Below are 11,900 nucleotides of genomic sequence, written 5' to 3' on the forward strand. Positions count from 1 at the left end.
GAGCAACTTAAGGAGACGCCCATGTCTGTGCCGTTCGACGATCGACTCAAGGAGCGGGCCGAAATCGTCCGCCGTTTCAACCGTTTCTATACGCGCCAGATCGGTGTACTCCACGAGCATTTGCTCGAGAGCGAGTTTTCGCTCACCGAAGTGCGCATTCTGTACGAACTGGCGCATCGGCCAGGGCTGACCAGCACCGACCTGTGCCGCGAACTCGGGCTGAACGCCGGCTATGTGAGCCGGGTCATCAGCGGCTTCGAAAAGCGCGGTCTGCTCGAGAAAACACGTTCGGTGGCCGACGCTCGCGTGGCGCAATTGCAGCTCACCGATGCAGGGCGGACCACCTTCGAGCCGCTGAATCTGGCCTCGCGCCGGGAGGTGATGGCCATGCTCGAGCGCCTTTCGCTGCCGGAGCAACAGCAATTGATCGAGGCGATGCGGCAAATCGAGACGTTGCTCGGCGCGCGCGCGCCCGGCTACATACTGCGCGACCCGCGTCCCGGCGACATGGGCTGGATCGTCCATCGGCACGGCGCGCTGTACGCGCAGGAGTATGGCTGGAATGCGGAGTTCGAGGCGCTGGTGGCGGAGATCGTCGCCCAATTCGTGCGCGAGTTCGATGCGCGCGCCGAGCACTGCTGGGTCGCCGAGAAAGACGGGCAGGTGGTCGGTTCAGTGTTCGTGGTCCGGCAGGACGAGCATACTGCCAAGCTGCGTCTGCTCTACGTCGAACCGAGCGCGCGCGGGCTGGGCATCGGCAAGCGACTGGTGGAAGAATGCCTGCATTTTGCCAGGCTTGCCGGTTATCGAAAAATGGTGCTGTGGACCAACAGCGTGCTCAGTGAAGCGCGCCATATCTACGAAAAAGCCGGGTTCTCCATGGTCGAAGCGCAGCCGCATCATAGCTTCGGCAAGGACCTGGTAGGCGAGATCTGGGCGCGCGAGCTGTGAACGACACCTCCGCGGCCACGGCGGCGGCTGCCCTTACCGGGATACTGGTCGGCGCGGCGATGGTCGCCACGCGCGCCGTGGCGCACGACGTGGCGCCGGTCACGCTGGCGTTCCTGCGTTATCTGATCGGGTTGGGTGTGCTGGCGCTGCCGGTATTGCAGGCCAGCCGATCGCGCCGCGGTGCCCGGTTCGCGCCAAAAGACATAGGGGCGATTGCCGGACTCGGCGTGCTGCAGTTCGCCCTGCTGATCGTGCTGCTCAACTACGCGCTGCAGACCTTGCCCGCGGCCACGTGCGCGTTGATCTTCTCGACCATGCCGCTCGTGACGATGTGTTTGGCGATCGCGCTCGGCCGTGAGGTCTTCAGCCTTGGGCGGGCGATCGGCCTGCTGCTGGCCGTGTCGGGCGTGGCGCTGCTGCTCGGTTTTCCGGCGCCGCATTTCGGCGCCGATGGCCCAGACGGCGCAAGCCACTGGGCCGCACTCGCCGCCCTGGTGGGCGCCACCGTGACCGGCGCGGCCTGCAGCCTGCTTTACCGGCCCTACTTGCAACGCTATGCGGCCCTGCCGACCAGCGCGCTGGCGATGTTTGCCTCGGTCGTGTTTCTGGCCGGCTTGTGCGCGGCCACGGGGCAATCCATGTTTCCCATGCTGACGACTTTTCAATGGAGCAATGTCGGCTTTATCGGCCTGTCGAGCGGCATCGGCTATTTTTGCTGGCTGTGGGCGCTGGGCAAGCTCGATGCCAGCCGCGTGGTGGCGTTCCAGGCGCTGGGGCCTGTGACCGCCGCCGCGATCCAGCTCGTGCTGGCCCGCCAGTGGCCGTCGTGGTCGCTGTGCCTGTCGATCGCGCTGGTCGCGACCGGCCTGAATATCGCCCTGCGCGAGCGGCGCGCGCGCCGCGCGGCGCCTGGCCTGGGGTAGGCACCGCGCGTTGGCCAGGCGCTCATGATGAAGCCTGGCCGGGTATGCCGATCCCGGTTGCTACAGGCAATGCAGGGATTTGAGCGTGCTGGAGACGGCGTCGTCCCAGCCGGTATGCGGCTCTTCGCCCAGCATTTGCACGAGCGCCGCATTGTCCATGCGCAACGGCTGCTGCCACAGGTAACGCATCTCGCGGATTTCGCGCAACAGCGTCGAGAATGGCGCCAGCAGCGGCAGCAACCGCCAGGGGAAGCCGCGTACCGGAAGGTCGGCCCGGCCGGATGCGCGGCGCACCGCGCCGATCATGGCGGTGCCGTCGGCGTCCCAGTGGCCACGCATGTGATAGACCGCGAAATCGGGCAGGCGCTCGCTCTGCCCGATGAGCCGAAGCATGGTTTCGGCTACGTCCGGCACATACGCCCATTGATGGCCGATGCCCGCTTGGCCCGGATAGGTCATGGCGCGCAGCGGCTTGCCGGGTTTGACCAGGCCGCCGGCAAACCAGTTGCTGGCCGCGCCCGGACCAAAAAAGTCGCCTGCCCGCACGACCAGGGTGCGCACGCCGTCGGCTGCGGCGATTCGCAGGCGCCGCTCGAGTTCGGCGCGGATCTGGCCCTTGCGGGTGCGGGGGCGTTGCGGTGAACTCTCCGACAGGATGGGAAAGGCGTCCGGGCCGAAGTTATAGACCGTGCCCGGCAGCACGATGCGCGCGCTGCTGACGCGGGCCGCGGCAATGCTGCTGTCGATCATCGGCAGGACCAGCTTGTCCCAGTCGCGGTAGCCGGGCGGATTGACCGCATGCACGATCAGCGCCGCGCCCTCGGCGGCGGCCGTGACGTCGGCACGCCGCATGGCGTCGCCTGGCCGCCACTCGAAGCGCGCGTCACGTTGCGCCAGCGTGTCGGGGCGGCGATGCAGGGCGCGCACTTGCCAGCCCCGCGTCGCCAAACGGCGAGCCACCTCGCCGCCAATACCGCCGGTGGCGCCCAATACCAATGCGATGCGTTGCTGCGTCATGATGATTTCCTGAAGTTCCATGGCAAGCATTCTTGCGTAAAATCCGGTTAAATGAAATTGTCTATTCTGATAGATAAGCTATACATATTTGTATGAATGCAAATGAACCGAACTGGACGTTGTACCGCACGCTGCTTGGCGTTTTTCGTGCCGGCTCGCTCTCCGGCGCGGCCCGCTCGCTGGGTTTGACGCAGCCTACCGTCGGGCGCCATTTGGACGCGCTGGAGCAGGCGCTGGGCTTTGCGCTGTTCGTGCGTACCCAGCAGGGCTTGAGTCCGACCGAGGCAGCGCTCGCGCTAAGGCCTTATGCCGAGGCGCTCGAATCGACCAGTGCCGCGCTGTTGCGCGTGGCTTCCAGCCAGGGCGAGGGTGGCGGCGTGCGCGGCACGGTGCGCATTACCGCCAGCGAGGTGATCAGTGCCGAGGTGTTGCCCCCGATCCTGGCTGAGCTGCACGCGCAGTATCCCGATCTGTCGATCGAGCTGGCGCCGTCGAATCGTCTTGAGGACCTGCTGCGACGCGAGGCCGATATCGCCGTGCGGATGCAGCGGCCGAGCCAGGAGGCGCTGATAGCTCGGCACATCGGGCCGATCGAGCTGGGCTTGTATGGGCATCGCCGCTATCTGGCGCGGCGCGGCACGCCTGCCAGCGTCACGGCGCTGGGCGCGCACGCAATCATCGGCTACGACAAGCAGACGCCCTTTCTGCGTGGGATGAGAGCCCGCCTGCCCGCGCTCAAGCATGTTCGCTTCGCGCTGCGTACCGACAGCGACCTGAGCGCACTGGCGGCGTTGCGCGCCGGCTTTGGACTTGGTTTTTGTCAGGTTGGACTGGCGCGCGACAACGCCGACCTGATCCGCCTGTTCCCTAAACAGATCGCGCCGCGGCTCGACACGTGGCTGGCCATGCACGAGGATCTGCGCGACAGTCCGGGCTGCCGCGCCACGTTCGCGGCACTCGCCGACGGCTTGCTGCGCTATGTGACAAGCGGACGCGGCTGAGCCGGGCGCGGCCTGCACGCTTGGGCATCCGACGGTATCATGGCGGCGGGCCATGAATCCTCTCTTGCTGTTACCCCCTCGCTCAAGGAACCGATCATGCAATATCGTAAATTCGGCGGCACTGGTCTGACCGTGTCGCGCCTGTGCCTCGGCACGATGACATTCGGATTGCAAACCGAAGAAGCGGCTTCGCACGCGATTCTCGACAAGGCCGCCGATGCCGGCGTCAATTTTATCGACACCGCCGACGTCTATCCGCTTGGCGGCACCGAGCAGCTCGCCGGGCGCACCGAGGAAATCGTCGGCAATTGGCTCAAGGGCAAGCGCGAGCGTTTCATTCTCGCGACCAAGGCGGTCGGCAAGGTCGGCCCCTCGTCGTGGGACCAGGGCGCCTCGCGCAAGCATCTGCTCGACGCGATCGATGCGTCGCTGCGCCGGCTCGGCACCGATTATGTCGATTTGTATCAACTGCATTCGGATGATACGCAAACGCCGCTCGATGAGACGCTTGAAGCGCTCGATACGATCGTGCGGCAGGGCAAGGCGCGCTATATCGGGGTGTCGAATTTTCTTGCCTATCGGCTGGCACGCGCGCTGGGCCGCGCCGATGTGCTGCGCGTGGCGCGTTTTGTGTCGGTGCAGCCGCGCTACAACCTGCTGTTTCGCCAGATCGAGCGCGAACTGCTGCCGCTCGCGCAGGAGGAGCAGCTTGCCGTGATTCCGTACAACCCGCTCGCGGGCGGTCTTCTCACCGGCAAGCATCGGCACGACGTGGCGCCCACCGAAGGACGCTTTACGGCGACGGTCGGCAAGGCCGGCGAAATGTACACGCAGCGCTACTGGCACGAACGCGAGTTTCACACCATCGAGAAGCTCAAGGAAATTGCCGCGCAAGCGGGCAAGCCGCTGACTCAGACCGCGCTGGCCTGGGTCCTGGCCAACCCGGCGGTCACCTCGGCGATCATCGGCGCGAGCCGCGCCGAGCAATTGACCGACACGTTGGCCGCGGCAGACCTGACGCTCGACGCCGATCTGAAGGCGAAGCTCGATGAGGTGTCGATGGAATATCGCTGGGGCGACGCGGCGCGCTAGTCGGCTATTTTCCCGCGCAGCGCCTTGACCTGGCCGCGCTGGCGCTTGCCTTCGAGCCGGCGGATTTTCGAGCCAAGCGTCGGGCGAGTAGGCCGGCGCCGGCGCGGTGGCGTCGCCACTTCCTGCACCAACTCGTGCAGGCGGCGCACCGCGTCCTGGCGGTTCAATTCCTGGCTGCGATGTTGTTGCGCCTTGATGATCACCACGCCATCGCGAGTGATGCGCTGGTCAGGCAGACGCAGCAGCCGGTCCTTGATCGGCTCGGGCAGGGACGAGGCGCGAATATCGAAGCGCAGATGCACGGCGCTCGAAACCTTGTTCACATTTTGGCCGCCCGCGCCTTGCGCGCGGATTGCCGTGATCTCGATTTCGTGGGCAGGAATGGTAATGGGCTCAAGCATGGCCCTAGCATAACAATTTTGGCGGGCGCCGTTGGGATTGCCGCGCCCTTGCGTGCAGTGTCGTACCGTCTGGTGCCGTCTCGCCTGCCTCGCCCCGCGCCGGGGACGACGGCCCCGGCTGCGGTCGCGGGCTCAGGCGGCCAGCGCCTGGGGCGCCGCGTCCTGTTGCTCGCCACCGAGCACGTCGAGCAGCTCGGCCAACAGGCGATCGAGTTCGCCCGTCATGAGCGCGACGTCGGCATCGAAGCGCTCGTCGTCGTTCTGCGCGGTCGGGTCCTCGGCTTCCTTGATCACGTCGAGCGGCGCGACGCGTTTGATGGTCAGCGACGGCGTCAGCACGAACGAGATGCGGTCGGCCCAGGTCAGCGCCAGCCGCACGCATTGCTTGCCTGCCTCGATATGGCGCCGCACTTCAGCATCGTCGAGCGTCTGACCGACGTAGCGCACCGTCGCGTTGCCGTCGCCGCTGGCGCGCAGCTCGGCGTCCTGGTCGATGGTGAAATTGCCCGGTACCTCGCCAGCGATCAGCCAGCCGGTCATGGCCGCGACCGGCGAGTGGGCCACGCTCACATTGGCCAGCGGCAACTGGTCGACGGATTTGATCAACAGACTGCGCACGTCGTCGGCGACTGCTTGCGAGGCGGCGTCGATGACCAGCCAGCCATTGGCCACGTCGATCCACACGCGCGTATCGCGCCGGATGCTGAAGGCGCGCGGCAGCAACTCGTCCGTGACTTGTTCCTTGAGTTCACGCATTTGCTTGCGCCCGGGCTTGAAGCCCTGCTGCTCCTCGAGCTCCTGCGCGCGCGCCTTGGTCACCTGATTGATGACGGAGGCCGGCAGCAGTTTCTTTTCGGCACGAAACGTCAGCAGCATTTGCCGGTTGCGCGCATAAACGAGCGCGCCATTATCACGCGGTGAGGCCCAGCCTTGACTTTGCATCACGATGCTGCTGCCGGGCTCGAACGCATGCGGCGCCAGCCATTGTTCCAACTGCTCGGGCGTGACGTTCCACGGGGCTGGCAAACGATGAATCTGGAGATTTTTGAACCACATAGGAAAGAGATATGGGCGAGGGCAAAGCAACCCATTCTATACGATGGATTGTTGCGCGGGTCGGACATTCGCCGCGGGCATTTTTGCCGCCCGGCGATATTTGGGCGAACCGATGACTGACGGGCGTGTCTGCTCGGAGGTAAGATTGGCGACACGAGGCAGTCGATAGATCCGACAGCGCGTTTGCCGTAGCGCGACGCGATCATCCCCCCCGGAGAGTGACAATGCATACAGACGCTGCACGACCTTGGCTCGAATCACGCTTGATGCGCCGCCGCGCCGCGAGAGGGCGGCGATGATCCGCCCGCCGCGTCATACCCGTATCGGCCTGGCCCTGGGCGGCGGCGCCGCCCGAGGCTGGGCCCATATTGGCGCGATCCGCGCCTTGCACGACGCGGGCGTGAAGCCCGATGTGGTGTGCGGCACGTCGATCGGCGCGCTGATCGGCGCGGTGTATGCCAATGGCGAACTCGACTGGCTCGAGCAGTGGGCGTCGCGCCTGACATGGCAGACCGTGGTGCGGCTGCTCGACTTGCGTATTTCCGGCGGGTTTCTCGGCGGCAAGAAAGTCATCCGTCTGTTCGAGGATCAATTCGAAGGCCGAACCATCGATCAGTTGAACATGCCATACGCGGCCGTGGCCACCGAGCTCGACTCGGGCCGCGAGATCTGGTTGCAGGAGGGCAGCATCGTCGATGCGGTGCGCGCATCGATCGCGATTCCGGGCATTTTCACGCCGGTCTGGCACGACGGTATCTGGCTGGTCGACGGTAGCCTGTCGAACCCGGTGCCGGTCTCGACAGCCCGTGCGATGCGCGCGGATTGCATCATTGCCGTCGACCTGAACAACGACATCCTCAACGGTCGGGACTTCGGCGGCGCGGTGCCCGACAGCCTCAACCCCGATGGCGCGTCTCAGTCGGGAGCGCGCGTGCCGGCCTTGGCAACGAGCCTGCGCCGCAACGGCAAGCCATGGCCGAGCTGGCTGGCGCCGGATCGCAGCCGCGTGAGCGACGACGTGCATACCCCGCCGGCGCCGAGCGCGCGCATGCCGTCGATGTTCAGTTCGATCGCGCAAAGCATCGATATCATGCAGGTGCGCATCACGCGTAGCCGCCTGGCGGGCGAGCCGGCCGATATCCTGATCCAGCCTCGCCTGGGCGGCCTGGGGATCTTCGATTTTCATCGTGCCGAACCGACCATCGCCGAAGGTTATGCGGCGGTCGAGCGCATGATGCCGGCCATTCGCGCCCGCCTGGGCTTGACCTGAGTACGCTGGACGTCGGGCGGGTCACAGGACATTTCGCATCGATGCCACGAGTGGATATGACTGCAGCGGCGCTGTCTTTCGTCACGTCGCGAATGAGGGTCTCATGGATGCAAACACTGCACTGACGTCGCTTTGGTCAATGGCCGGCGGCGAGCCCGATGCGCTCGACATGCTGTGTCTTGCCGATCTGGCAAGATCGTTGCCGTCGGTGTTCCGGGTGGATGTGATCGCCGCGGCGAGCATCGGGTTGCAGGCGTTGGCCGCCGCGCAGATCTGGCGACAGCGCACCGGCCGCCCCCAGCGGGTCGAAGTGAGTGGCCGGCGCGCGCTGGCAATGTTCCGCAGCGAGCGCTACTTGACAGTTGACGGCCGGCCGCCTCCGGAACTGCGCTCGCCGATCACCGGATACTTCGAGGCGGTCGATGGTCGCTGGATTCAGCTGCACGCCAATTTTCCGCACCATCTCGCCGGCATTTTGCGCGTGCTGCAGTGTGACGGCGACCGCGCGTCGGTCGCTCGCGCGATCGCGCGCTGGCAGGCCGCCGAGCTCGACCAGCGCCTGGCCGACGCAGGACTGTGCGCGGCGCTGGTTCGCACGCCCGACGAGTGGCAGGCACACCCTCAGGCCGCGGCGATTGCTTCATTGCCGCTGTTTGAAATCATCCGCATCGGCGACGCGCTACCGGAATCGATCGGGCGAGGCGTGGCCGCGCGGCGACCCCTGAGCGGCGTGCGCATGCTCGACCTGTCGCGTGTCATTGCCGCGCCGGTGGCAGGGCGTACTTTTGCCCAGCACGGCGCGCAGGTGCTGGCGATTGGCGCCGCGCATCTGCCGAATCTGCTGCCGCTGGTGATCGATAACGGGCGGGGCAAGCGCAGCGCGCATCTCGACTTGCGGACGCCGCGCGAACGTGAGGTCTTGCTGAATTTGGTAAAGGAGGCCGATGTTTTTCTGCAGGCCTACCGGCCAAGTGCGCTGGCCGCGTTTGGCCTGTCGCCGGAGGCGCTATGTGCGCTTCGCCCCGGACTGGTGCAGGTGACGCTATCGGCCTATGGTCATCTCGGGCCGTGGGCGCAACGGCGCGGCTTCGACAGTCTGGTGCAGTCGGCCACCGGTATCGCATGGCAGGAGGGGCAGGCAGCCGGACTGGCGGGGCCCGGCAGATTGCCGTGCCAGGCGCTTGATCATGCGACGGGATTTCTGGCGGCGTTCGGCGCCATGATGGCCCTGCGGCGGCGCGAGCAGGAGGGCGGCAGCTGGTTGGTGCGCGTGTCGCTCGCGCAGACCGGGCGCTGGCTGCAGTCGCTCGGCTTATTGGCGAACGGACTTGCCGCTTCAGAGCTTGGCGAAGATGAGGTAACGCCGTGGCTGCAGACGATCGACTCGCCGTTTGGCCGCGTGTGCGCGGTGGCGCCGGTCGAGCAGATGTCGCTGACGCCGCCCCATTTCGACATGCCGCCGGTGCCACTGGGCACGCACCCGCCCGCGTGGCTCGATGCCAGCGAGCCTTGAATGATTGCCCGCTAGCGGCGTGCTTCGGTCATGATGCGGATGGCCAGGCCAGCCAGCACCGTGCCCATCAGCCAGCGCTGTGCAACGAGCCAGAGCGGGCGCCCGGCCAGGAACACGGCGATCGAGCCGGCCATCATCGATGCGATGGCATTGACCGTGACGCTGCACAGGATCTGCGTGAAGCCCAGTGCCAGCGACTGCACCAGTACGCTACCGTGGCTGGGGTCAATGAATTGCGGCAGCAACGACAGATACAGGATCGCGATTTTCGGGTTGAACAGGCTGGTGACGAAGCCCATCATGAAAAGCTTGCGCGGGCGGTCCTGCGGCAGGTCGCGCACCTGGAAAGGCGATTTGCCGCCGGGCTTGAGCGCCTGCCAGGCGAGGTACAGCAAATAGAGCGCACCGCCGTAGCGCAGGGCGTCGTAAGCGAAGGGGACGGCCATGAGCAGCGCGGTGATGCCGAATGCCGCGCACAGCAGGTAGATCACGAAGCCGAGCGCGACGCCGGCCAGCGACACCAGGCCTGCCTTCGGCCCCTGGCAGATCGAGCGCGAGATGAGATAGATCATGTTGGGCCCGGGCGTCAACGCCATGCCCAGGGCCACGAGCCCGAAAGCGATCAGGTGGGACAGTGTCGGCATCGCATATCTCCAGGGAGGGTAGGTCTCGGGAAGCCTTCAGGCGCATGATTCAATGGCCGTCGTATTCTCGGCGGCGGGATACGCTTCGCCGAGTTGCGCCAATCACGCGAAGTCTCGATTATTCCATGGCGTACCCGAAGGCTCCCGGAACAGTTGCGAACAAACCGCCGGGCCAGTTTCCGCACGACTACCATGCCAGTTGCCGCCGGGCCAACAATCGCGAGTGGGTACCGAGTCGTTGGCGAGGCTTGGTTTTGCTTTGGGGCCGATCTACACTGCGGAAATTGCGTCCGATGCGGGCGATCCAAGATTCCGACGATGGGGCTCAAGCCGCCCCAATTCCGCTGCGCGTCGGATTCGCTCCTGCGGTGCGTCAGGAAAGCGGGCAGGCTACCGCCGATTCATCCACTGATCGATCTGTGCAATGCCGTCTCGATCGCCTTTGCCGCGCCGATCGCTGTATTCGATGCGAGTCGCGTCGACGGCGACCTCGAGGCGCGGCACGCCCAGGGCAATGAAGCTTACGCCGCATCCTCTGGAGAGCCGGAATATCCCGATCCCGGTGAAGTGATTTTCGCGGATTGCGCCGGCCGTGCGCACGCGCGCCGCTGGACACACCGGCAAAGTGCTCGATCGGCCGTGCGCCACGACACCGTGGCGGTGCTGATCGTCGCCGAAGGTGTGCTCGCCAGCGCGGGGAGCGACGTGCTGCAAGTTATTGCCGCCGCGCGCGAAGGATCGGACGAACCCGGCTGGCAGACACGCAAAAACGCGATCCTGAGCCAGGCGTGGCCGACATTCGAATTTTGAAGAAACGGGGCCGCCGAGGGCAGGGGCCGCGATGGCGGCACCCCGCGAGGCGTTATTGCGCGATGCCGAGCTTGAGGCGCGCCATCGTATTGACTGGCTCGCTGTCGGCGAGGACGAAACCCTTGTCGACCAGCATGCGCGTCATGTATTGCTTGTTGTAGAGAAACGCCATGACCACCTGCCAGATCAGGAACGTGAAAATCGTAAAGAAAAAATGAATGGCCGCAATGCCGACTTCGCCGCGAAACAGCGGCACCCACCAGCCGAAGAACAGATATGTCCAACTGAAACCAAAATATCCCTTTTTCACCATCCCCGATTGCGGATGCCTGATAATCACCGCGGTTGCCATTTATTCTCCCAAGCGTGCGTTATTGGTCGGTAAAACTGCCCGATGCACTATAAGCATGCGCGCTCTCTGCGTCAATGGATCAGGCGATGAGCTGAGCGCTCGCCAGGGCACGGCTATTCGAACAGCATGATGAATACGTTAGCGGACCTTGGCCGGTTGCGGCTGTTCGTGGCCGGTCAAATTCTCCACCGCCAGCACGATCCCTGCCGCCACGCCGCACAATGCGACTGCGATCGCCAACCGCTTGAGCCAGGATTTGCGCCTCCTGCGCCGGGCTCGGTCATGCGAATCGTGAAACTCGCCGAGGCCACCGGCACGCAATTTGTCCCAATCCATCATTCTCTTGCTTCCCGGAAATACTCCATGATCGAAATAGTAGCGGCAATGGATGTAAGAAGAAAGCATGCTTTCAATGGGCATGATTTCTTACGCAGCGGGTCGGGACGGTTTGCCGCGGCGGATGGCCGATTCGGTGATATTGCGCGATAACACCGCACCGACGAATTCGGATCGGCACCCAACGTGGCGCCGGCCGTCTCCAGTAGCCAAAGAAAGCGTCCGTGCGAAGCAGGCCGGCGCTACCTGCCCGGACATGGCGCTCGTGGAGTGGCCTTCGTCAAAGCATTGAATGGTGTTCCGCGAGGCCGGCAGGCCACTTGATGAACGTCAGCAGCCAAAGTCCGACCAAGTTCAGAAGCAGAATCAGCGCCACAACCGACCGCAACGGCGACAGGCAGATGCGCGTCAGAATCCTGCCGATCGGGTAGAGCGGCATCAGCACCATGATTCGGCTAAAGAATCCGTTGGCGGCTGCCGATAAAGAAGTAGTCGTGAAATTCGCAAGCCGGAACCGCGACGACATACCTCGAG

Annotated in this window: 14 protein-coding genes; 7 read left to right on the forward strand and 7 right to left on the reverse strand. The window is 65.0% G+C overall.

All coding sequences use genetic code 11. The features are described from left to right. Positions 1–21 precede the first annotated feature (21 nt). Together EPN80_RS11480 and EPN80_RS11485 are read left to right on the forward strand one after the other, a co-directional pair. Positions 22–951: a bifunctional helix-turn-helix transcriptional regulator/GNAT family N-acetyltransferase gene (locus EPN80_RS11480; protein WP_293026969.1), complete on the forward strand. Its 930-nt coding sequence runs from the start codon at positions 22–24 to the stop codon at positions 949–951. After that, positions 948–1,874: a DMT family transporter gene (locus EPN80_RS11485; RefSeq protein ID WP_293026971.1), complete on the forward strand. Its 927-nt coding sequence runs from the start codon at positions 948–950 to the stop codon at positions 1,872–1,874. The genes EPN80_RS11480 and EPN80_RS11485 overlap by 4 nt, the downstream gene beginning before the upstream one ends. Before the next feature lie 60 nt (positions 1,875–1,934). On the opposite strand, the gene EPN80_RS11490 is transcribed toward EPN80_RS11485, so the two are convergent. Then, entirely contained in the window at positions 1,935–2,891 is a 957-nt protein-coding gene (locus tag EPN80_RS11490) for an SDR family NAD(P)-dependent oxidoreductase (protein WP_293027294.1), read from the reverse strand. Positions 2,892–2,983: 92 nt separating this feature from the next. On the opposite strand from EPN80_RS11490, the gene EPN80_RS11495 reads away from it, so the two are divergent. Together EPN80_RS11495 and EPN80_RS11500 are read left to right on the forward strand one after the other, a co-directional pair. Further along, positions 2,984–3,892 (forward strand): LysR family transcriptional regulator, encoded by a 909-nt coding sequence (locus EPN80_RS11495; protein WP_293026974.1) that lies wholly within the window; start codon positions 2,984–2,986, stop codon positions 3,890–3,892. A 96-nt stretch (positions 3,893–3,988) separates the two neighbouring features. Beyond that, on the forward strand, positions 3,989–4,984 hold the full coding sequence (locus tag EPN80_RS11500) for an aldo/keto reductase (protein WP_293026977.1): 996 nt from the start codon (positions 3,989–3,991) through the stop codon (positions 4,982–4,984). Here the strand turns inward: EPN80_RS11500 and arfB are convergent. Both arfB and EPN80_RS11510 read right to left on the reverse strand, forming a co-directional pair. Beyond that, positions 4,981–5,385 (reverse strand): alternative ribosome rescue aminoacyl-tRNA hydrolase ArfB, encoded by a 405-nt coding sequence (gene arfB, locus EPN80_RS11505; RefSeq protein ID WP_293026980.1) that lies wholly within the window; start codon positions 5,383–5,385, stop codon positions 4,981–4,983. The two genes, EPN80_RS11500 and arfB, sit on opposite strands and share 4 nt — an antisense overlap. Before the next feature lie 132 nt (positions 5,386–5,517). Beyond that, the gene (locus tag EPN80_RS11510; protein ID WP_293026983.1) at positions 5,518–6,441 is read right to left on the reverse strand and encodes a recombination-associated protein RdgC; all 924 of its coding nucleotides are present in this window, start codon (positions 6,439–6,441) and stop codon (positions 5,518–5,520) included. A gap of 295 nt (positions 6,442–6,736) precedes the next feature. On the opposite strand from EPN80_RS11510, the gene EPN80_RS11515 reads away from it, so the two are divergent. Both EPN80_RS11515 and EPN80_RS11520 read left to right on the forward strand, forming a co-directional pair. Continuing rightward, positions 6,737–7,711, forward strand: a complete 975-nt coding sequence (locus tag EPN80_RS11515) for a patatin-like phospholipase family protein (RefSeq protein ID WP_293026986.1) — start codon at positions 6,737–6,739, stop codon at positions 7,709–7,711. Between the two features lie 103 nt (positions 7,712–7,814). After that, complete coding sequence (locus tag EPN80_RS11520; RefSeq protein ID WP_366468858.1) at positions 7,815–9,224, forward strand: CoA transferase; 1,410 nt, start codon at positions 7,815–7,817, stop codon at positions 9,222–9,224. Positions 9,225–9,235: 11 nt separating this feature from the next. Here the strand turns inward: EPN80_RS11520 and EPN80_RS11525 are convergent, their stop codons facing one another. Beyond that, entirely contained in the window at positions 9,236–9,868 is a 633-nt protein-coding gene (locus EPN80_RS11525; protein ID WP_293026989.1) for a LysE family translocator, read from the reverse strand. 318 nt (positions 9,869–10,186) lie between these two features. Here EPN80_RS11525 and EPN80_RS11530 point away from each other — a divergent pair, with 318 nt between their 5' ends. Beyond that, a complete protein-coding gene (locus EPN80_RS11530; protein WP_293026992.1) occupies positions 10,187–10,678 on the forward strand; it encodes a phenylalanine--tRNA ligase beta subunit-related protein in 492 nt (163 codons plus the stop codon). Between the two features lie 52 nt (positions 10,679–10,730). Here the strand turns inward: EPN80_RS11530 and EPN80_RS11535 are convergent, their stop codons facing one another. From EPN80_RS11535 to EPN80_RS11545, 3 genes are all read right to left on the reverse strand, one after another. Then, positions 10,731–11,030 carry a hypothetical protein gene (locus tag EPN80_RS11535; protein WP_293026995.1) on the reverse strand — a complete coding sequence of 100 codons (300 nt, stop codon included), beginning with the start codon at positions 11,028–11,030 and terminating at the stop codon, positions 10,731–10,733. Positions 11,031–11,168: 138 nt separating this feature from the next. Then, positions 11,169–11,435, reverse strand: a complete 267-nt coding sequence (locus tag EPN80_RS11540) for a hypothetical protein (protein WP_293026998.1) — start codon at positions 11,433–11,435, stop codon at positions 11,169–11,171. Positions 11,436–11,646: 211 nt separating this feature from the next. Next, complete coding sequence (locus tag EPN80_RS11545) at positions 11,647–11,892, reverse strand: hypothetical protein (RefSeq protein WP_293027001.1); 246 nt, start codon at positions 11,890–11,892, stop codon at positions 11,647–11,649. Positions 11,893–11,900 lie beyond the last annotated feature (8 nt).

This window comes from Pandoraea sp. (genome assembly GCF_004297875.1).
Taxonomy (GTDB): domain Bacteria; phylum Pseudomonadota; class Gammaproteobacteria; order Burkholderiales; family Burkholderiaceae; genus Pandoraea.